17 protein-coding genes are annotated in these 20,724 nt (G+C 54.3%); 5 read left to right on the top strand and 12 right to left on the bottom strand.

All coding sequences use genetic code 11. From position 1 onward, the window contains the following. Positions 1-57: 57 nt before the first annotated feature. Together bioA and FDX01_RS19650 are read left to right on the top strand one after the other, a co-directional pair. Complete coding sequence (gene bioA / locus FDX01_RS19655) at positions 58-1,347, top strand: adenosylmethionine--8-amino-7-oxononanoate transaminase (protein ID WP_137400323.1); 1,290 nt, start codon at positions 58-60, stop codon at positions 1,345-1,347. Positions 1,348-1,404: 57 nt separating this feature from the next. Beyond that, positions 1,405-1,881: a kinase inhibitor gene (locus FDX01_RS19650; RefSeq protein WP_137400322.1), complete on the top strand. Its 477-nt coding sequence runs from the start codon at positions 1,405-1,407 to the stop codon at positions 1,879-1,881. Positions 1,882-1,973: 92 nt separating this feature from the next. On the opposite strand, the gene hutH is transcribed toward FDX01_RS19650, so the two are convergent. The 5 genes from hutH to hutI all read right to left on the bottom strand — a co-directional run bounded on the left by hutH (position 1,974) and on the right by hutI (position 8,345). After that, positions 1,974-3,494: a histidine ammonia-lyase gene (hutH, locus tag FDX01_RS19645; RefSeq protein ID WP_137400321.1), complete on the bottom strand. Its 1,521-nt coding sequence runs from the start codon at positions 3,492-3,494 to the stop codon at positions 1,974-1,976. A gap of 1 nt (position 3,495) precedes the next feature. After that, complete coding sequence (gene hutU, locus FDX01_RS19640; protein WP_096757789.1) at positions 3,496-5,181, bottom strand: urocanate hydratase; 1,686 nt, start codon at positions 5,179-5,181, stop codon at positions 3,496-3,498. A 211-nt stretch (positions 5,182-5,392) separates the two neighbouring features. Then, positions 5,393-6,118, bottom strand: coding sequence for a histidine utilization repressor (locus tag FDX01_RS19635; protein WP_096757790.1), 726 nt, complete (start codon positions 6,116-6,118; stop codon positions 5,393-5,395). A gap of 65 nt (positions 6,119-6,183) precedes the next feature. Then, positions 6,184-7,125, bottom strand: a complete 942-nt coding sequence (gene hutG / locus FDX01_RS19630; RefSeq protein WP_137400320.1) for a formimidoylglutamase — start codon at positions 7,123-7,125, stop codon at positions 6,184-6,186. Beyond that, on the bottom strand, positions 7,122-8,345 hold the full coding sequence (gene hutI / locus FDX01_RS19625) for an imidazolonepropionase (protein WP_137400319.1): 1,224 nt from the start codon (positions 8,343-8,345) through the stop codon (positions 7,122-7,124). Before hutI ends, hutG begins: the two co-directional genes overlap by 4 nt. 223 nt (positions 8,346-8,568) lie before the next feature. On the opposite strand from hutI, the gene FDX01_RS19620 reads away from it, so the two are divergent. Continuing rightward, on the top strand, positions 8,569-9,852 hold the full coding sequence (locus FDX01_RS19620; RefSeq protein WP_115259975.1) for a putative acyl-CoA thioester hydrolase: 1,284 nt from the start codon (positions 8,569-8,571) through the stop codon (positions 9,850-9,852). 93 nt (positions 9,853-9,945) lie between these two features. Here FDX01_RS19620 and FDX01_RS19615 read toward each other — a convergent pair whose 3' ends face one another. The 3 genes from FDX01_RS19615 to FDX01_RS19605 form a co-directional block, all read right to left on the bottom strand. Then, a complete protein-coding gene (locus tag FDX01_RS19615; protein ID WP_137400318.1) occupies positions 9,946-12,210 on the bottom strand; it encodes a hydratase in 2,265 nt (754 codons plus the stop codon). Positions 12,211-12,301: 91 nt separating this feature from the next. Beyond that, positions 12,302-13,735, bottom strand: a complete 1,434-nt coding sequence (locus FDX01_RS19610) for an anion permease (RefSeq protein ID WP_117341659.1) — start codon at positions 13,733-13,735, stop codon at positions 12,302-12,304. Between the two features lie 80 nt (positions 13,736-13,815). Then, a complete protein-coding gene (locus tag FDX01_RS19605; protein WP_137400317.1) occupies positions 13,816-14,871 on the bottom strand; it encodes a 4-oxalomesaconate tautomerase in 1,056 nt (351 codons plus the stop codon). Positions 14,872-15,050: 179 nt separating this feature from the next. Here FDX01_RS19605 and FDX01_RS19600 point away from each other — a divergent pair, with 179 nt between their 5' ends. Beyond that, positions 15,051-15,995: a LysR family transcriptional regulator gene (locus FDX01_RS19600; RefSeq protein ID WP_115259017.1), complete on the top strand. Its 945-nt coding sequence runs from the start codon at positions 15,051-15,053 to the stop codon at positions 15,993-15,995. A 65-nt stretch (positions 15,996-16,060) separates the two neighbouring features. Here the strand turns inward: FDX01_RS19600 and pgl are convergent, their stop codons facing one another. After that, the gene (gene pgl / locus FDX01_RS19595) at positions 16,061-17,056 is read right to left on the bottom strand and encodes a 6-phosphogluconolactonase (RefSeq protein WP_115259018.1); all 996 of its coding nucleotides are present in this window, start codon (positions 17,054-17,056) and stop codon (positions 16,061-16,063) included. A gap of 166 nt (positions 17,057-17,222) precedes the next feature. Between pgl and FDX01_RS19590 the strand changes: the two genes are divergently transcribed. After that, on the top strand, positions 17,223-18,041 hold the full coding sequence (locus FDX01_RS19590) for a pyridoxal phosphatase (RefSeq protein ID WP_115259019.1): 819 nt from the start codon (positions 17,223-17,225) through the stop codon (positions 18,039-18,041). On the opposite strand, the gene modC is transcribed toward FDX01_RS19590, so the two are convergent. The 3 genes from modC to modA are packed head-to-tail and all read right to left on the bottom strand — an operon-like array spanning position 18,042 to position 20,565. Beyond that, the gene (gene modC / locus FDX01_RS19585; protein ID WP_117341656.1) at positions 18,042-19,100 is read right to left on the bottom strand and encodes a molybdenum ABC transporter ATP-binding protein ModC; all 1,059 of its coding nucleotides are present in this window, start codon (positions 19,098-19,100) and stop codon (positions 18,042-18,044) included. It abuts the gene before it with no gap. 2 nt (positions 19,101-19,102) lie between these two features. Next, entirely contained in the window at positions 19,103-19,792 is a 690-nt protein-coding gene (gene modB / locus FDX01_RS19580; RefSeq protein WP_117341655.1) for a molybdate ABC transporter permease subunit, read from the bottom strand. Beyond that, positions 19,792-20,565, bottom strand: a complete 774-nt coding sequence (modA, locus tag FDX01_RS19575; protein ID WP_137400316.1) for a molybdate ABC transporter substrate-binding protein — start codon at positions 20,563-20,565, stop codon at positions 19,792-19,794. The genes modB and modA overlap by 1 nt, the downstream gene beginning before the upstream one ends. Positions 20,566-20,724: the final 159 nt, after the last annotated feature.

The raw sequence follows: 20,724 nt of genomic DNA, 5'->3' as shown, positions 1-20,724 counted from the left end.
TGAGTTTCGTGTAGACTCGTAAACCTAAATCTTTTTAATTTGGTTTACAAGTCGATTATGACAACGGACGATCTTGCCTTTGACCAACGCCATATCTGGCACCCTTACACCTCGATGACCTCCCCGCTGCCGGTGTATCCGGTAGCGCGCGCTGAAGGTTGTGAACTGATTTTAGCCAGCGGCGAGAGACTGATTGACGGGATGTCGTCCTGGTGGGCGGCGATCCACGGTTACAATCACCCGCAGCTGAACGCCGCGATGAAAACGCAAATCGACGCCATGTCACACGTGATGTTTGGCGGTATTACCCATGCCCCGGCCATTGCACTGTGCCGCCAGCTGGTTGCCATGACGCCAGAACCACTGGAATGCGTTTTCCTCGCGGACTCAGGCTCCGTTGCCGTGGAAGTAGCGATGAAAATGGCGCTGCAGTACTGGCAGGCAAAAGGCGAATCTCGCCAGCGTTTCCTGACGTTCCGTAACGGGTATCACGGTGACACCTTCGGGGCGATGTCGGTCTGCGATCCTGACAACTCAATGCACAGTCTGTGGAAAGGGTATCTGCCGGAAAACCTGTTCGCCCCAGCCCCGCAAAGCCGGATGGGCGGCGAGTGGGATGAGCTGGATATGGTGCCCTTTGCCCGTCTGATGGCGGCCCATCGCCACGAGATTGCGGCAGTGATCCTGGAGCCTGTCGTTCAGGGTGCAGGCGGCATGCGCATGTACCATCCCGAGTGGTTAAAGCGCATCCGTAAGATGTGCGATCGCGAAGGTATTCTGCTGATTGCCGACGAAATCGCCACCGGCTTTGGCCGCACCGGTAAGCTATTTGCCTGTGAACACGCCGACATTACGCCGGATATTTTATGTCTCGGCAAAGCGTTAACCGGCGGGACAATGACCCTTTCTGCCACCCTGACCACTCGCCAGGTAGCGGAAACCATCAGTAACGGCGAAGCGGGCTGCTTTATGCACGGTCCGACGTTTATGGGCAATCCGCTGGCCTGTGCCGTCGCCTCCGCCAGTTTGTCTCTGCTGGAGTCGGGCGAGTGGCGCTCACAGGTGGCTGCAATCGAAGCGCAACTGCGCCGCGAACTGGCACCGGCGGCGGATTCGACGTATGTCGCCGACGTGCGCGTTCTCGGTGCCATCGGCGTGATAGAAACCACCCACCCGGTGAAGATGGCGGCGTTGCAGAAGTTCTTTGTCGATCAGGGCGTATGGGTCAGACCGTTTGGCAAGCTTATCTACCTGATGCCACCGTATATTATCCAGCCCGAACAACTGCGTCGTCTGACCCAGGCGGTGAACGACGCCGTGCGCAATGCAACATTTTTTAGCGATTAATCGGCGGTAAACTGTGCGTTTTCTGGCTACACTTTTTGGCTAACGAGAGGAGTCGGCATGAAACTTATCAGTAACGATCTGCGCGACGGGGACAAACTTCCGCATCGCCACGTTTTAAACGGCATGGGGTATGACGGGGACAATATTTCCCCGCATCTGGCGTGGGACGATGTGCCCGCCGGGACCAAAAGTTTTGTCGTGACCTGTTACGATCCTGATGCACCAACCGGCTCCGGCTGGTGGCACTGGGTGGTGGTTAACCTACCTGCAGATACCCGGGTTCTGCCGCAAGGGTACGGCTCCGGATTGGTTGCGTTGCCGGAGGGCGTGCTGCAAACGCGCACGGACTTTGGTAAAGCTGGCTACGGCGGCGCGGCACCGCCAAAAGGGGAAACGCATCGCTATATCTTTACGCTTCACGCGCTGGATGTGGAGCGTCTTGATGTCGATGAGGGCGCCAGCGGCGCGATGGTCGGATTTAACGTCCATTTCCATTCGCTCGCCAGCGCGTCAATTACCGCGATGTTCAGTTAAGCGCAGTGCCGGATGTCGGCTTCGCCTCATCCGGCCTACCAGGCAGACCGTAGGCCTGATAAGACGCATCAGCGTCGCCATCAGGCAATTTGCTACAGAAATTCAGGCAACAATTTCAACAGCGTTCCTTGCGCTAACAGCTCGGTCGCACACTCGATATCCGGAGCGAAAAAACGGTCCTGGGTATAATGTGAAACCTGTTCGCGCAAGGCCTGACGCGCCTGTTCCAGCAGCGGGCTTGAGGTCAGTCCTTCACGTAAATCGATCCCCTGACAGGCCGCCAGCCACTCCACGGCTATCACACCGCGCGTATTTGCCGCCATCTCCCACAGTCGGCGACCAGCCGCAGGTGCCATGGAAACATGATCTTCCTGGTTGGCCGACGTGGGCAGGCTGTCTACGCTGTGCGGGTGTGCCAGCGCTTTGTTTTCACTGGCCAGCGCGGCGGCAGTGACCTGCGCAATCATAAAGCCAGAGTTAACCCCACCATTTTTGACCAGGAATGGCGGCAACTGCGACATGTGTTTATCCATCATCAGCGCAATACGCCGCTCTGATAGCGCACCAATTTCCGCGATCGCCAGCGCCAGATTATCCGCCGCCATCGCCACCGGCTCGGCATGGAAGTTACCGCCGGAAATCACATCCCCTTCTTCGGCAAACACCAGCGGGTTGTCCGACACAGCGTTGGCTTCAACTAACAGTACGTCCATCACCTGGCGCATTTGCGTCAGGCACGCGCCCATCACCTGCGGCTGACAGCGCAGGGAATACGGATCCTGCACTTTTTCACAGTTATGATGGGATTGCGACAGCGCACTGGCGTCGGTCAGCACATGACGATACAACATAGCGGCGTCAATCTGCCCGCGCTGTCCGCGCGCGGCATGAATGCGAGGGTCAAACGGACGACGTGAGCCCAGCACCGCTTCGGTCGTCAGCGCGCCGCACACCGTCGCTGAAGCAAACAGCTCCTGGGCTTCAATCACCCCACGCAGAGCAAAGGCGGTGGACGCCTGAGTCCCGTTCAGCAGCGCCAGCCCCTCTTTTGCCTCCAGCGTAATCGGCTCCAGTCCGGCTTTTTTCAATGCCTGCGTCGCCGGGAGCCATTCCCCCTGCCAGCGTGCTTTCCCCTCACCTAGCAAAGTCAGCGACATGTGCGCCAGCGGGGCCAGATCGCCCGATGCGCCGACAGAACCTTTCGCTGGGATCAGCGGGTAAACTTCGGCGTTCACCAGCGCAATTAACGCTTCAATCACGCTCAGGCGAATACCGGAGAAACCGCGCGCCAGGCTGTTGATTTTCAGCACCATGATCAGACGTACCATGGCATCATCCAGCGCGTTGCCAACGCCAGCAGCATGTGAAAGCACCAGTGAGCGCTGAAGATTTTGCAGATCTTCCGTGGCGATACGGGTCTGGGCCAGCAGGCCAAATCCCGTATTGATGCCGTAGGCCGTTCGCCCTTCGGCAACAATATTATTCACGCAGGCCACGCTGGCGTTGATGGCATCAACCGCGCTGGGGTCCAGACTCAGTTGTACCGGCTGCTGCCAGATCTCCCGTAGCTGCGTAAAACTCAGATGACCTGGTGTTAACGTAAGCTTAGTCATTTCAGTCTTTCCCCTGCGTCCCAGCAATCATCGGTAAATTCAATCCTTGCTCAACGGCACATTCCACCGCGATGTCATACCCGGCGTCTGCGTGACGCATGACGCCCGTGGCCGGATCGTTATGCAAAACCCGAGCAATACGTGCGGCAGCTTCATCGGTGCCGTCACACACAATCACCATCCCCGCATGTTGCGAGAAGCCCATGCCGACCCCGCCGCCGTGGTGCAGCGACACCCAGGTTGCCCCGCTGGCGGTATTGAGCAGCGCGTTCAGCAGCGGCCAGTCGGACACGGCGTCAGAACCGTCGCGCATGGCTTCGGTTTCACGGTTTGGGCTGGCAACAGAGCCAGAGTCCAGATGGTCACGTCCAATGACGATAGGCGCGGAGACTTCACCGCTGCGCACCATTTCGTTAAACGCCAGCCCCAGTTTTTGCCGCCACTCCAGACCAACCCAGCAGATACGGGCTGGCAAGCCCTGGAAGTTAATCCGCTCACGTGCCATATCCAGCCAGTGGTGCAGGTGTTTATCGTCGGCAACAATTTCTTTTACTTTGGCATCGGTCTTATAAATATCCTGCGGATCGCCGGAAAGCGCCACCCAGCGGAAGGGACCAATGCCGCGACAGAACAGTGGACGAATATAGGCGGGTACAAAGCCAGGGAAATCAAAGGCATTTTCCACGCCCATCTCTTTGGCCATCTGGCGAATGTTATTACCGTAATCAAACGTCGGCACACCCATTTTGCTAAAGTCCAGCATTGCCTGTACGTGTGTGGCCATGGAACGTTTCGCCGCCTGCACCGTACCCTGCGGATCGGATACCGCTTTTGCCTGGTACTCTTCCCAGCTCCAGCCGGACGGCAGATAACCGTGTAGCGGGTCATGCGCGCTGGTCTGATCGGTGACCATATCCGGACGCACACCACGCTTCACCAGTTCCGGAACAACGTCGGCCGCGTTCGCGCACAGCGCAATAGAAACGGCTTTACCCTCACGGGTGTATTTGTCGATACGCGCCAGCGCGTCATCCAGCGTTGTGGCCTGCTCATCCACATAGCGGGTACGCAGACGGAAATCGATACGGCTTTGCTGACATTCAATGTTCAGCGAACACGCGCCCGCCAGCGTCGCGGCTAACGGCTGCGCCCCGCCCATTCCGCCAAGACCAGCGGTCAGTACCCAGCGTCCACTCAGGCTACCCTGATAATGTTGACGTCCGGCTTCAACGAAGGTTTCATACGTCCCCTGCACAATGCCCTGACTGCCGATATAAATCCAGCTCCCGGCGGTCATCTGGCCGTACATCGCCAACCCTTTCGCATCCAGTTCGTTGAAGTGTTCCCAGGTCGCCCAGTGCGGGACCAGGTTGGAGTTGGCAATCAGCACGCGTGGCGCATTGTCGTGGGTTTTGAAGACGCCGACTGGTTTACCCGACTGGACCAGCAGCGTTTCATCGGCCTCCAGTTTGGTCAGCGCCTTGACGATGGCGTCATAGCATTCCCAGTCACGCGCGGCGCGACCGATCCCGCCGTACACCACCAGCTCATGGGGATTTTCCGCCACATCAGGATCGAGATTGTTCATTAACATGCGCAGCGGCGCTTCGGTCAGCCAGCTTTTGGCCGTTAAGGTGGTGCCGCGTGGGGCACGAATATCCTGCTGACGATACTTGCTGTGAGACATGACGGAAACTCCTCAGACTGAATGTAGGCCGGATCAGGCGTATACGCCGCCATCCGGCACAGCGCCTGATGGCGACGCTAACGCGTCTAATCAGGCCTACGATGAACGGTCACATTGGTTAAAAGTATATACTTGTCTATACAATCAAACGCAAGATTATAGTTAACAAGTAATCTACATTTTCGTCATACTGCGGCAGCAATCACGATTTTCAGGACATGAAGCGCCCTTGCAGACGATAGCGGGAACCCGGAAAAAGCAAACGAGCATGAGAGACAATGGATGACGCGGACCAGGTCTTGCGACGGATCAGCAGGCAGGGATCGTGTTCTTTAATGTTCAGCAGCGCGCACTCTTCCGCGCTGGCGCGAACCGCTTCGACAATATGCTCGCCTTCGGTCAACGGGGCGATCAGCGACAGATAGGCGTGCGGCGTGGTCTGACTGTAATCCTGTGTCAGGTACTCCGGCACAATCTCCGCATTGACGCAGCGATCTTCAATTTGTACAGGTAGGGAGTTTTCAAAGTGCACCATGATCGAGTGATAAATAAAGGTACCTTCTTTAACGTTCAGCGCCGTGGCCTGCTGCGCGTTCGCGCGTGTGCTTTCCAGCTTCAGCACCTCGCACCGATGCTGATGCTGGCGGGCGATAATTTCATCGGCAATGCTGCGAATTTCAAACAACGCGGACTGACCTTTCGGCTCGGCGACAAACGTACCGACGCCCTGCAAACGCACCAGCAGCCCCTCGTCAGTAAGCTCACGCAGCGCCCGATTAATAGTCATACGGCTAAAACCATACTGCGCGACCAACTCCGCTTCCGACGGGATGCGATCGTGAGGTTGCCAGATACCGCTGGCAATCTTTTCACTGATCTCCTGTTTTACCTTTTCGTAAAAAGGTGCCGGGGCAGAACGGGAGTGGGATGGGAGCATGCGTTAGCCTTCCTTACGCTGAAAAATGAGAGTGGAAAAATGGCGGCGTAACGCTATTCGACACGTCAGTGCCACCAGTGTGCGATTTGCCAGCCAAGACGCGCCGCAACGCGCGCCGCGTTGCCATCATCGTCAAAACGGGGATTAAATTCAACCATGTCTACCGCCTGCAGCTTACCGCAGCGGCACAGGGGCTCAATCAGCCTCAGCAGCGTCGACAACGGCACGCCCAGCGCGGCGGGTGCGGACACAGCGGGCATTTCCCAGACCGGTAGAACGTCGAGGTCGATGGTCAGATAGATGACGTCTACGCTGGAAATAAACTGCGCCATCTGTGCCTGCGCGTTTTGACAGTGCAGATCCTCCACCACTGTAACCCCAAGCCGCTGCGCTTCATCCCACAGCGCCTGGGTGTTAGCCGCCCGGTTAACACCAAAGCAGGCGTAATGAAATTCACGCTGCTGCACGTCGCAAAGCTGCGCCAACTGGCGAAACGGCGTACCGGAGGTGGCCCGATCGGCATGGCGTAAGTCGAGGTGGGCATCGAGATTGACGATGCCCACGGTTAAGCGTGGGAACGCATCCAGCACACCTGCACCGTGGGCAAAGGCGGTTTCGTGCCCGCCCCCCAGCACGAAAGTGCGCATCTCAGCCTGCTGACAACGCTGTACCGCATGGCGTAACGCCTGCTGCGCCCCTTCGAGATCGGGGGCTTGCGCCACAATGTTGCCCAGATCCACCAGCCGGTCATGGCCTTGGTGGCTGGCTAAATTCGCCAGCGCTTTACGCAGTGCATCAGGTGCGCCAGCCGACCCCGTGCGTCCCTGATTACGCTTTACGCCTTCATCGCAGGCGAATCCCAGCAGCGCTATCTGTTCACGATAGTTTTCCGGGCTAAACGCTGCACTGAGCGTGATGGTCTGAAACAGGCGCAGCGCGTTGGGTGACTCAGCGCGATCATCGCGACCTTGCCAAAGCGCGGGAGATGCGGGATGCCAGTGACTCATGATGGTTGTCCTCGGAATACGCGTTGATACAGCGGGTTGCGGCCAGGTTCATACAGGATCTCAACCGGAAGGTGGGCGTCCCACACCACAAAGTCCGCCACGAACCCGGCCCTCAATTGCCCATGGGTCGCCTGACGACCAAGGGCTTGCGCCGCATGACGCGTGACGCCCGCCCACGCTTCTTCCGGCGTTAAGCCAAACTGCACGCAGGCCATGTTCATCGCCCAGTGCAAACTGATAAACGGACTGGTACCAGGGTTGAAATCCGTCGCCACCGCCATTGGCACGTTATATTGACGTAGCCACTCCACCGGCGGGCGCTGTTTCTCTTTAAGAAAATAAAAGGCACCGGGTAGCAGGACCCCTACCGTGCCGCTGTGGCTCATCGCCGCCACGCCCGCTTCATCAAGATATTCAATATGATCGGCCGATAATCCGTGATAGCGACTCACCAACTGCGCGCCACCGAGCAACGACAGCTGTTCAACGTGGCCCTTAACCGGAATGCCCAACGCCTGAGCGGCCTGAAATACCCGTTCACTTTGTGCCAGGCTAAACCCAACGCTTTCACAAAACAGGTCGACAGTCTCAAACAGTCCCTGTTCCCACAGCTGCGGCAAAATGGTCTCGCACACCAGCGTAATATAGCCGTCAGGATCGTCACGGTATTCCGCCGGTGTCGCGTGCGCGGCCAGCAGCGTGGGGCTGATTTCAAGGGTATTTTCCGCCGCCAGCGCAGAGACCACGCGCAAAATTTTCTCTTCTGTCGCCAAATCCAGACCATAGCCTGATTTCACTTCCAGCAACGTGACGCCTTCTTTTATCAGCCGTTCCATGCGCGCGCGCGCCACGGCAAGGAGCTGATCGTCAGATGCGCGGCGGGTCGCCGACACGGTGGCGTTTATGCCCCCACCCTGGGCGCTGATTTGCTGGTAAGACACACCATTCAGCCGCTGCTCCCACTCGCCTGCACGATTTCCGCCAAAAACCAGATGCGTGTGGCAATCAATCAAACCTGGCGTAACCAGCCGACCCTGCATATCAAAGGTATTGTCATGTGTGCGGTATAACGAGGATTCAGGCACGATGGCGCGAATCTTGCCCTGTCGAATAATCAGCGCGTGACCGTCCACCAGCCCATACGGGGTATTACGTTCAGGATCCATGGTCGCCAGGCGGACGTTACGCCAGATGGCATCATCAGGGAAAAATTGCTGCATTCCACTCACCACTTGTCATAGGTTGTATAGACATTTATTGAGATCCTGCGGATGTTGTCAACCTGAAGGGCGATAATTGTTATTTAATTGTGATATCAGGACGTTCTGCATCCGACATTGCTGCTATAAAAAACAACTTTTTACCTTTTCGCCTTTCCGTTTCGCTCAACTTAGTATAAAAAAGCAGGCTTCAATGGATAAATTTCAAAGCCCGGAGCAACCTGTGAACATTTCATCAGTTTCCCGTCTGGCGCTGGTAATGGCTTTTGGCGTGACGCTGACCGCCTGTAGCGCAACCTCGCCCGATCAAATTCCTTCCGACCAGACCGCGCCAGGCACCTCCTCGCGCCCGATTCTGTCGGCAAATGAAGCCAGCAATTTTGTCGCGGCTCATTATTTTTCTGCACTGACGCCAAACACCGCGCCGTGGTCCCCTTCTGCGATTTCTCTGCCCGCACAGCCTGATTTTGTTGTCGGCCCGGCAGGGACTCAGGGCGTCACCCACACCACCATTCAGGCGGCGGTGGATGCAGCAATCATTAAACGCACCAACAAGCGTCAATATATTGCGATCATGCCGGGTGAATATCAGGGCACGGTTTATATCCCGGCAGCAACGGGCAGCCTGACGCTGTACGGCATGGGCGAAAAACCGCTTGATGTGAAAATTGGCCAGGCAATTGACGGAGAGATGAGCACCGCTGACTGGCGTCGTACGGTCAACCCAGGCGGCAAATATATGCCGGGTAAACCTGCGTGGTATATGTTTGATAATTGCCAGAGCAAGCGCGGTACCAACATTGGCGTACTGTGTTCTGCAGTCGTCTGGTCACAAAACAACGGTCTGCAGTTACAGAACCTGACCATCGAAAACAACCTCGGCGACAGCGTGGATGCAGGTAACCATCCGGCCGTTGCTCTGCGTACCGATGGCGATAAAGTACAGATCAACAACGTCAACATTCTGGGTCGTCAGAACACCTTCTTCGTAACCAACAGCGGTGTACAAAACCGTCTGGAAAACGATCGTCAACCGCGTACGCTGGTGACAAACAGCTACATTGAAGGCGATGTGGATATTGTTTCTGGTCGCGGCGCGGTGGTATTCGAAAACACCGATTTCCGCGTCGTCAATTCTCGCACCCAGCAGGAAGCCTACGTGTTCGCACCTGCCACGCTGTCGAACATTTATTACGGTTTCCTTGCCGTCAACAGCCGCTTTACGGCTGCCGGTGATGGCGTGGCGCAGTTAGGCCGCTCACTGGATGTCGATGCTAACACCAACGGTCAGGTGGTGATCCGCGACAGCGTGATCAACGAAGGCTTTAACATGGCGAAGCCATGGGGTGACAGCGTAATCGGTAAGCATCCGTTTACCGGCAACACCGGTGCGGAAGACGACAAAGGTGAAATCCAGCGTAACCTGAACGACACCAACTTTAACCGCATGTGGGAATACAACAACCGCGGTGTGGGTAGCAAAGTGGTTGCCGAGCCGAAGCAGTAAACGTCATTCTCTTATGTAGGCCCGGTAAGCGCATGCGCCACCGGGCAATGTGCCGGATGGCGACGAAAACCGCCATCCGGCCTACAGTAAGCCTTACATCAAACGCGCTTTATTCGCGTTAATCAAACTTCCTGCCTTGATGATTTCACGCTCTTCCGCCGTCAGACTTTCCATATACAGGCTAATTTCACTGACCGACCCATTCTCATACAGTACGTATGCGGTAATCTCGCGACTGCATGCGTCCAGCGCGCGGCGAATACCGGGAATGTAAATATAATCACCCACCTCGAAAGACGGCTTCCCGCTCATTTGCAGCGGCAGCATCCCCCAGTTGATGACGTTGGAACGGTAACGCTTGGTGGCATATTCCTCGGTGATATTCGCCAGCCCACCAATCACGCGCTGGCAGCTTGCCGCCTGCTCACGCGCGGAACCATCTCCCGGTTTGACGGCATAAATCATGCTGCCAATCCCCGTTTCCAGTGGCACAACATCTTCCTGACCGGCAATCTGACGAATACGGTCGAAGATGGGTGACAATGCGCTGTTCACACCACCAGCCCGTCGCTGTTTTTCCAGCTCAGCAGTAGCTTTACTCCTCCCCACATAACCGGGATCCCGCCGTGAAAGCGTAAATTCCGCCAATCCTAAAGGATTTGAGCGATAGGACGACGTCTCCCCGGATGGGATCAGCTCGTCGGTCGTCGTCACTTCATCAAGAATTTTCGAGGCGACCTTCAACAAAATATTGTCAGTCAGTGCGCCAAGCTCCGGCCAGTCTTTAATATTGGGACCATAGATTAACGCCTGCTGCGTGGCACCTTTCACAAAGCCCTGATACACACGACTTTTATAAGGCGCAGGGTCAAATGCATAGGCCGGAATTTCGTCCCAACAGTCCAGGTCGGTTGCCGGGGTCAGGAATCCGCCGTTTACCGCTGTTGCGGCTATGGAACGCGCGTCCATCAGCGCCACGGCTGACATTTGCCCGTTGCCCGGCTTCGAGCCTTCGCGGTTAGGGAAATTACGTGTGGTATGGCGAATGCTCAGCCCGTTATTGACTGGTGTGTCACCCGCGCCGAAGCAAGGGCCACAGAACGCAGTTCGGATAATGGCACCCGCGCCCATCAAATCCGCCACCACGCCTTTCTTCGCTAAGTCCATAAACACCGGCTGTGATGAGGGGTAGACCGCCAGCGAGAAGGTGTCGCTACCGCAGGATTGACCGCGTAGCGCACTGGCGGCGGCAATCACGTTTTCGTAGTTGCCGCCCGAGCACCCGGCAATGATCCCCTGCTGTACTTTTAAACGCCCATTCTCAACTTTGTCGAGCAGTGAGAGGCTGGCTTTCCCTTGCGCGATACGCGCAGATTCAATTTCGATCCCGCGAAGAATATCGGTGAGATTCTCATTGAGGGTGTCAATTTCATAGACATTGCTGGGGTGGAAAGGCAGCGCGATCATCGGCTTGATGGCGCTCAGATCAACATAAATACAGCCATCGTAATACGCCATCGGCTGCGGGTTCAGCGGGCGATAGTCTTGCTCACGGCCATGTAGCGCCAGCCAACTGCGGGTTTCGTCATCCGTTTGCCAGACGGAGCTCAGACAGGTGGTTTCTGTCGTCATCACATCAACGCTGTTGCGAAAATCTGTGGAGAGAGACTTAATACCCGGACCGACAAACTCCATCACTTTATTTTTGACGTAGCCGTTTTTAAACACCGCGCCGATAATAGCTAGCGCGACATCCTGCGGCCCCACGCCAGGTGCCGGTTTTCCGGTCAGATAGACCGCAACAACGTCAGGATAATCAACATCCCAGGTATCGTTTAACAGTTGCTTGACCAGCTCGCCGCCACCTTCACCGACTGCCATTGTGCCCAGTGCGCCATAGCGCGTATGGCTGTCTGAGCCGAGGATCATTTTTCCGCCGCCGGCCATCATCTCACGCATATATTGATGGATCACCGCAATATGTGGAGGCACAAAAATGCCCCCATAGCGTTGCGCCGCGGACAGCCCGAACAGATGATCGTCACCGTTAATGGTCCCGCCTACCGCACATAATGCGTTATGGCAGTTGGTCAACACGTAAGGCAACGGGAAACGCTCCATGCCTGAAGCTTTCGCTGTCTGAATAATGCCGACAAAGGTAATATCGTGTGACGCTAATGAGTCAAACTTAATTTTAAGCTTGTCCATATCTCCCGACGTATTGTGTGCCGACAGAATCGACCAGGCGATAGTCCCTTTTTTCGCGTGATCTTTTTCGATATGCCCGGAACAATGTTCCTCGGTTAACAGTTCATTGTTTTCGGAGAGAAAGACGCCTTTCTCATATAATTTAATCATCACATACTCCATGGTACAACGCCCGCACAAATACCGTGCACAAAGGCATTGTTAATCAATAAATTTAATAGACTGAAGATTGACGTGTTATTTACAACATATTCCAGTCAATCAACATGCTCCACCACCATACGCCCAGGGTGATATGCACAATAAAAGTTAAGAATGTCAGCATACCGCCAACCAGCCACCACGATTTAATGTCGTTATAGCCCACACCGAAAATAACCGGACCCGCCGCGCCGCCATAATGGGTTACCATTCCGCCATATGAGTTAGAGAACAGTAATGCCAGAGCCGTTAACATCAGTGGTGCACCAGAGACATTCGCTAACATGGCAAAGACGGGCATCATCGCCACAATATAAGCGCTACCGGAAGCGAAGAAATAGCGGACAATAATACTCAGGAACAAAATAACGAAGAAGGCTACATTGCTATGATTGTCAAAAGAGAGGTTATTTTTGAACAGTTCAGCTAACCAGTCAAAAAACTTCACTTTCGATAATAAAGAACTCAGGCCAATAATTCCGCCGTACCAAATTAAGGTATTCCAGCCCCCTTTATTTTTTACCACATCATCCCAGGTCACTACGCCCAAGAGGAGCATCGCGCCCATCACTACAATGGCCACCGTTGATTCATCAACGCCGAGGCTTTTACTGAAGATCCACCCTAATAGTGCAAGAACAAAAATGCCCAACAGCATTTTTTCTCGCCCTTTCATCGGCCCCAGTTCCTGGAGTCCAGCTTTGGCGATGGTTTTGTTATCCACTTTGGTAATTTCAGGCGGATACATAAAGTAGATAACTAACGGAGTCAGGAGCAACATCACAATACCAGGTAAACTCGCCGCCAGCGCCCATCCGCCCCAACTTAACTGCAGGTGACAGATATCGTTAATCATTTTCAATGCCAGGATGTTGCCTGCCATGGCGGTAAAAAACATATAGCTGGTGGTTTTGGTGACCATATAGACCGTCATCATCAGGTAGTGGCCAACACGGCGTGGGCTTCTGTCTGGTTCAGACCCCAATGCCACCGCCACGCTATTGATGATTGGCAGCACAATCCCTCCCGCTCGCGCGGTGTTAGATGGTGTTGCTGGCGCCAAAACCAGGTCCAGAAAAACAGTGACGTAGCCTAGCCCCAGTGTGGTATTCCCGATTTTGCCGATCAAAATATAGGCAATTCGCTTGCCCAGACCGGTAGTCACAAACGCGGCACTTAGCGTAAATGCAGAGAAAACCAGCCACGTGGTGCCTGACGCATAACCGCTGAGAACGCTGCTGGTTTTTAGTACGCCGTGACCTAAATTACCGACAACGACCATTGATGCCGCGACGGCAATCAACAACACTACCGGCTCAGGAAAAGGTTTGATCACCAACCCGACAATAGCGGCAAGATAAATACCGAAAAGAACCCAGGCAAGTTCCGTTAATCCTGCTGGTGCAGGAATAATGCCAATAATACAGGGGATCGCCAATATAACGATTAGCTTCCATAATGATTTCACATTCATGTGGTATTCCTGATTTATACGTACAGGCAATCTCGCGAAATAAATCCAGTATCCGCGATGCATAACCGTTTTAATTAACGTTATGCGGGAAGGTAAACCTCACCAGAAAATATTTTCCGGGCGGTGCGAATCACCGAGGCGCGAATAGCCGTAGCATCATCACTTTCATTACTCAAATAAATATCCAGTGAGCCACCGGGGTGTTCAATGCTGATATTTCCATACCCTACCCCCGGTGCTACCTGCTGAGTTACCGTCCCAGCAATCACGCAACTGCTGGCAATGGCAATAGCGCCAGTGATCGCCAGCGCTTTATGGCAAGCGTGAGGCATAAAATAGCGCACAGTAATTGCACCACTCTGCTGCGGCGCTGAAATAAGGATAGGTTTAGGAATGACCATATTGGAAACATCCCCTAACCCCATAGCCAGCCCTGCCTGACAGCGAATAGATTCCATACGTGCTAATAATTCTGAGTCAGCATCCAGTTCTTCCGGTGATTCATAACCGGTTTTGCCCAGATATTCAGCGGGAATAATCACCACCGGTGTCGCCATATCTATACAGGTCACCGGAACGGTATCAAAATAATCACGATGGTTCCCCGTTGGGAAAATACGTCCTGTTTTGGATCCCGCAGCATTCAGGAACGTGAGTGCCACAGGCGCTGACGTACCCGGTACGCCGTCTATTTTTACCGGGCCTTCATATTCAACAACACCTTGCGGCGTCTGCACATCGGCTTCAATAAATGTATTGGTGTTTATATTGCGAATCCGTACGCGCGTCGTCGGCGCTGTGGCGGCAATCAGCCCATTTTCGATGGCGAATCCCCCGACGGCGGAAAGCATATTTCCGCAATTTGGCGAGGTATCGACACGTTGTTCATGCACCAAAACCTGAGCAAATAAATAATCAATATCTGCCTGCGGGTCGGTTGAACGACTGATAATCGCCACTTTACTGGTTAGCGGATTGCCCCCACCAATACCGTCGATTTCCAGCGCATTCCCGGAACCCATAATTTTAATCAATACATCATCACGCTGCGTTTTCTCTTGTGGTAGATGTTCTGCTAATAAAAATGCGCCTCTGGAGGTTCCTCCACGCATCATAACGCAAGGTATTTTTTTCACGCCAATGCCCTCAACTATATTATTCATATTAAAGACAGGATTACATGCGTGAAATACGCTGGCTAATGACTTTGTTGTCGTGATTAGTGACTTTTTTTTATTAATTCAAGATTAACAATGGCAGGTAAACTGGTCGCTCTATCAGGACAGAACGTCCCTTAACCTTGTCTGGAGTCGGAATGAAACATGAATTATCGAGCATGAAAGCATTTGTCACGCTGGCAGAGTCCAATTCTTTTAACAATGCGGCTAAGTTACTTAATATTACGCAACCTGCATTAACACGTAGAATAAAGAAAATGGAAGAGTATTTACACACTCAACTATTTGAGAGAACAACCCGCAAAGTCACATTAACAAAAGCAGGCCAGTTGTTATTACCAGAAGCCCGTGAATTAATTAGAACCCTAGATGAAACAATCTTTAATATCAGCAAAATGAATACACATTATCACGGGATGGTAACGTTATCCTGTATCCCTACCGCCGTTTTCTATTTTTTACCGTTGGCGATCGGCAAATTTAATGAGCTATATCCCAATATTAAGGTGCGAATTATTGAACAAGGTACGAATAATTGTATGGAATCCGTACTTTGCAACGAGGCTGATTTTGGCATAAACATGAACAACATCACAAATTCTTCCATTGAATTCACCCCGCTGGTTAACGAACCCTTTGTTCTGGCATGTCGGCGCGATCATCCGCTCGCCCATAAACAGCTGGTCGAATGGCAAGAACTGGTGAATTGCAAATTAATAGGCGTGCGTTCGTCGAGCGGTAACCGATTGCTGATTGAGCAACACCTGGCAGACAAACCGTGGAAGCTGGATTGGTTTTACGAGGTTCGCCATTTATCCACCTCGCTTGGCCTGGTGGAGGCTGGGCTGGGGGTTTCCGCGTTGCCAGGGTTGGCCATGCCGCACACGTCGCATCCAACGCTGATCGGCATCCCGCTGGTTGAGCCCGTGATTAGGCGCACGTTAGGCGTTATTCGGCGTAAAGATGCGGTGCTCTCTCCTCCCGCTGAACGCTTTTTTTCTCTGCTGTTAAATCTGTGGGCCGAAGAGAAGGACAACTTGTGGCGACCGATTTCCGATCTCCAAGGGAAACAGAGTGCCTGATGGCGGCTAATGCCTTATCAGGCCTACGAAGCGTGTGCTTATCGTAGGCCATTTGGCATAAAGTCTTAGTATGCGTTGATCACGACCCACATCGGGCCTTGTCCGACCGCATAGCGACCTTTCTCGGTCAGCAGTCCCTGCTCACCCGCAATGTCATACACCGCAATGTGGTGCGATTTCTGCCCGGCGGCAATCAGGTATTTTCCGCGGCTGTCGATATTAAAACCACGCGGCTGGGTTTCGGTAGGCTGGAAGCCCTCTTTGGTCAGCACGCTGCCGTCTTCTGACACGCTAAACACCGTAATCAGGCTGGCGGTACGGTCACAGGCATACAGATGACGACCATCAGGCGTGATATGAATATCTGCCGCCCAGCGGGTGTCGGAGAAATCAGCTGGCATCATATCCAGCGTTTGTACGCACTCAATTTTGCCGTGCGGATCGTTCAGTTCCCAGACATCAACCGAACTGTTCAGCTCATTGACGCAATAGGCGTACTGATGATTCGGATGGAACGCCATATGACGCGGTCCCGCGCCCTCTACGGTCGTCACCTCCGCCGGATCCTGTGCGATCAGCTTGCCATCATCACTGAGGCCAAATAGACAGATACGATCCTGCTTCAGTGCGGGAACCCACAGCGTGCGGTTATCCGGAGAGATATTGGCCGAGTGGCACCCGTCCATACCTTCTACTACGTCCACCAGCTCAACCGGTAGGCCATCCTCCAGACGCGTCACGCTCACGCTGCCTGCGTTGTACGATCCGACAAACACAAAACGACCTTGATGATCGGTCGAAATATGCGTCGGGCTGCCCGGCAGCGCAGATTCTGCGGCAAAGGTCAGCGCACCGTCATCCGGCGCAATACGGTAGGCCAGCACGCGAAACTCAGGACGCACGCCAACATACAGATAGCGCTTATCCGGGCTGACGACCATCGGCTGCACCTGACCCGGTACATCAACCACCTGCGTCAGCGTCAGTGAACCGTCGTGGTTCAGGCTCCAGACGTGGATCTGCTGACTTTCAGGGCTGGCGGTATAAACGGTTTGCTTCATGAATGCTCCTTTTACTTTTTGGCAAGTGGCTGCAATTGCCTGACACACGCCTAAGGTAGACGCTTTTAACGGTGAATGCTTAATTAAGACTCAGAATTTTGTCCGGTTGCCGACTCGGTGTACCATGCCCAAAGACACAATTCTCAACCTTAATCTGGAATAACTGATGACCACTCGCGTGATTGCCCTGGATTTAGACGGTACGTTGCTGACCCCGAAAAAAACCTTACTGCCCTCTTCTCTCGAAGCGCTCTCGCGCGCCAGAGAAGCCGGCTACCAACTTATCATTGTCACAGGTCGCCATCACGTTGCTATTCATCCTTTTTATCAGGCACTGGCGCTGGATACACCTGCAATTTGCTGTAATGGCACTTACTTGTATGATTATCAGGCAAAAAAGGTTCTGCAATCCGATCCCCTTCCCGTTGATCAGGCGCTGCAACTGATCGATCTGCTGGAGGCACATCAGATCCACGGTCTGATGTATGTAGACGATGCCATGCTGTATGAGCGCCCGACCGGGCATGTGGTACGTACCGCAAACTGGGCGCAAACCCTGCCGCCGGAGCAGCGTCCCACCTTTACCCAGGTCCCCTCACTGGCGCAGGCCGCACAGGACGTTAACGCCGTCTGGAAATTTGCCCTTACCGACGAAGATATTCCTAAGCTGCAGCAGTTTGGCAAGCACGTTGAGCAACAGCTGGGGCTGGAGTGCGAATGGTCATGGCACGATCAGGTCGACGTGGCCCGCAAAGGCAACAGCAAAGGAAAACGCCTGACCCAGTGGATTGAAGCGCAGGGCGGGTCAATGGAGAATGTCATCGCCTTTGGCGACAACTTTAACGATATCAGTATGCTGGAAGCCGCAGGCACCGGCGTGGCGATGGGCAATGCAGACGACGCGGTCAAAGCCCGCGCCAATATCGTGATTGGTGACAACACCACCGACAGCATCGCCAAATTTATTTATTCTCACCTGCTGTAATCAGGCGGTTATCGACACGCTCTTAATTTGCGCGTACAGCCACAGGCCAGGTTTGATGCCCAGTTCATCCCTGGCCCACGGGCTGATCCTCGCCCACAGCGTTTTACCGCCGACCTCAAGCTGCACTTCCACCTGCCCATTGTCGTCATAGCACTGCGCGACCTTGGCGCGCAACACGTTGCGAATACTGGTCTGCTGCGGCGGTTGTAATACCAGTGATACATCCGAGGCCTGAATACGAATACGCAGCGCGGTTTGCAGCGGCTGCTCCAGTTTATTAACCCACAGATGCTGATCGCCCAGCGCCAGCGCGGTCATTGAATAATGCGGATGATGTTCCAGCACGCTGACTTTGAGGATGCTGCTTTGCTGTTCTTTCGGTAGCCAGGGGTGCATCACGCTGCTGCCCCAGACATCCTCCAGCGAGCCAAACGCTTTTACCTGGCCGTTCTCCAGCACCATCACTTTATCGGCCAGATGCAAAATCTCATCCAGCGAATGGCTGACATACAGCATCGGGATGTTGATTTCGCGCGCCAGGCGTTGCAGGTAGGGTAGCAGTTCACGCTTACGCGGAATATCCAGTGACGCCAGCGGCTCGTCAAGCAGCAGCAACTCAGGCGCGGTCAGCAGCGCCCGACCAATGGCCACGCGCTGTTTTTCACCGCCGGAAAGGCTACCAGGCAGGCGCTCGAGTAGCGGTTCAATCCCTAACAACGTCACCAGCTTATCAAACTGCCCGGCCATGCTTTTCGCCATGCCGTAGCGCAGGTTACCGCGCACTTTATAATGCGGGAACAGGCGCGCATCCTGAAAAACGTAGCCGACCCGGCGTTTTTCAGGGGTTAAGCAGATGCCATTTTCTACATCGTTCAACACCCGACCGTTGAGCACAATGCGCCCGGACTGCGGCTTCGTCAGTCCGCTAATGGCGTTAATCAGCGAGGTTTTGCCCGCCCCGGACACGCCAAAAATCGCGGTAATGCCAGTGGCGGGTAACGTTTCGTTGAGCGTCAGACAGTGCGTGCCTAACGTCTGGGTGAAATTCAGTTCCAGCATGATTATCGCCCCGTCCGTTCGCGGCTGATGCGCGCCAGCCACTCAGAAATCAGTAGCGAAATTAACGCCAGCACAATAGAAATCATGCAAAGTCTCGCCGCCGCGCTTTCACCGCCAGGAGTCTGGATCAGGGTGTACATCGCCGAAGGGATAGTGCGGGTTTCGCCAGGAATATTGGAAACAAAGGTGATCGTCGCGCCGAACTCGCCGAGCGAGCGGGCAAATGCCAGCACCGTGCCGACAATAATGCCCGGTAGCATCAGCGGCAAGGTGATGGTCAGGAATACGCGCCAGCGACCGGCCCCCAGCGTACGGGCGGCCTGTTCCAGCTTGACGTCCACGCCTTCAAGCGCCAGACGGATGGCCCGCACCATCAGCGGGAAAGACATCACCGCCGCCGCCAGCACCGCGCCGCGCCAGCTGAAGGCAAACGTAATACCAAACCAGTCGTACAGCCGCTCGCCGATAAATCCGCGTCGCCCCATGGCCACTAACAGCAGATAACCGACCACCACCGGTGGCAGTACCAGTGGCAAGTGCAGCACGCTGTCGAGCAGAGCTTTACCTGGAAACGTGCAGCGCACCAGCAGCCAGGCAAAGAAGATCCCAAACGGCAGGCTGAACAGCACGGCCAGGGAAGAAACTTTCAGGCTCAGTATAACGGCCTGCCATTCAGGATCGCTGAGTATCATTACTTGGTCGTAAATCCATAACGTTTAAAGATTTCAGCAGCCTGCGGTCCTTTCAGGTAATCATAGAACGCGCTGACCGTGGCGTTAGAATGCCCATCAACAATCGCGATAGGGTATTCGACTTTTTTGTGTGAATCTTCCGGGAACGTGGCGACCACTTTGACGCCTTTGCTGGCGACGGCATCGGAACCGTAAACAATCCCCAGCGGCGCTTCGTTACGTTCGACCAGCGCCAGTGCGCCGCGTACGTCTTCAGCTGGGGCCAGTTTCGGCGCCAGAGTATCCCATGCGCCCAGTTTTTGCAGCGCTTCTTTGGCATAAATGCCCGCCGGAACATGTTCCGGGTCACCGACCGCCAGACGCCCGCCGTTCAACAGGTTGGTCCAGTTGGTTTTACTGTCGATGGCAAACGCTTTCTGCTCGCTCGCTTTTGGCGCCACGACCACCAGGCTGTTACCGAGCAGCGTTTTACGTGATGCGGTGTCGATAGACTTTTTGTCTACCGCATAATCCATCCATTTCTGGTCGGCAGAAATAAACAGATCGGCGGGTGCACCGGCTTCAATTTGGCGCGCCAACGTAGAAGACGAGGCAAAAGAGGAGACGACGTCCACGTTCTTCTCTTTTTTATACTGGGCTGCAATGTCCTGCATCGCATTTGTCAGCGACGCCGCGGCGAACACCGTAATTTTGCCTTCATCCGCCAATGCATGCCCGGCAACAGAAAGAGAGAGTGTTGCCCCTGCAAACAAGCGTAACCATGTACGTGCCATCTGTAACTCCTTTGCGTTTCGTTATGTACGCAGCAATATAACGATTAATTCAGGATTTTCCCAGTGGTTATTCGTACCCATCAAAGGTTATATAAAGAAATTATCGGCAGGAAAAGCAGGATCTTGAGAAACTATAGGTACAGAAAGCGAGCTGGGAGG

Source organism: Citrobacter sp. wls613, assembly GCF_005281195.1.
GTDB lineage: Bacteria > Pseudomonadota > Gammaproteobacteria > Enterobacterales > Enterobacteriaceae > Citrobacter > Citrobacter gillenii.
The sequence above is the reverse complement of the archived record's forward strand: the minus strand, read 5'-3'. Positions and strand labels throughout refer to the sequence as shown.

Excerpts from the sequence above, each read along its gene's own strand:
- bioA (WP_137400323.1), top strand. The coding sequence starts at position 58 with ATGACAACGGACGATCTTGCCTTTGACCAACGCCATATCTGGCACCCT.
- FDX01_RS19650 (WP_137400322.1), top strand. The coding sequence starts at position 1,405 with ATGAAACTTATCAGTAACGATCTGCGCGACGGGGACAAACTTCCGCAT.
- hutH (WP_137400321.1), bottom strand. The coding sequence starts at position 3,494 with ATGACTAAGCTTACGTTAACACCAGGTCATCTGAGTTTTACGCAGCTA.
- hutU (WP_096757789.1), bottom strand. The coding sequence starts at position 5,181 with ATGTCTCACAGCAAGTATCGTCAGCAGGATATTCGTGCCCCACGCGGC.
- FDX01_RS19635 (WP_096757790.1), bottom strand. The coding sequence starts at position 6,118 with ATGCTCCCATCCCACTCCCGTTCTGCCCCGGCACCTTTTTACGAAAAG.
- hutG (WP_137400320.1), bottom strand. The coding sequence starts at position 7,125 with ATGAGTCACTGGCATCCCGCATCTCCCGCGCTTTGGCAAGGTCGCGAT.
- hutI (WP_137400319.1), bottom strand. The coding sequence starts at position 8,345 with ATGCAGCAATTTTTCCCTGATGATGCCATCTGGCGTAACGTCCGCCTG.
- FDX01_RS19615 (WP_137400318.1), bottom strand. The coding sequence starts at position 12,210 with ATGATTAAATTATATGAGAAAGGCGTCTTTCTCTCCGAAAACAATGAA.
- FDX01_RS19610 (WP_117341659.1), bottom strand. The coding sequence starts at position 13,735 with ATGAATGTGAAATCATTATGGAAGCTAATCGTTATATTGGCGATCCCC.
- FDX01_RS19600 (WP_115259017.1), top strand. The coding sequence starts at position 15,051 with ATGAAACATGAATTATCGAGCATGAAAGCATTTGTCACGCTGGCAGAG.
- pgl (WP_115259018.1), bottom strand. The coding sequence starts at position 17,056 with ATGAAGCAAACCGTTTATACCGCCAGCCCTGAAAGTCAGCAGATCCAC.
- FDX01_RS19590 (WP_115259019.1), top strand. The coding sequence starts at position 17,223 with ATGACCACTCGCGTGATTGCCCTGGATTTAGACGGTACGTTGCTGACC.
- modC (WP_117341656.1), bottom strand. The coding sequence starts at position 19,100 with ATGCTGGAACTGAATTTCACCCAGACGTTAGGCACGCACTGTCTGACG.
- modB (WP_117341655.1), bottom strand. The coding sequence starts at position 19,792 with ATGATACTCAGCGATCCTGAATGGCAGGCCGTTATACTGAGCCTGAAA.
- modA (WP_137400316.1), bottom strand. The coding sequence starts at position 20,565 with ATGGCACGTACATGGTTACGCTTGTTTGCAGGGGCAACACTCTCTCTT.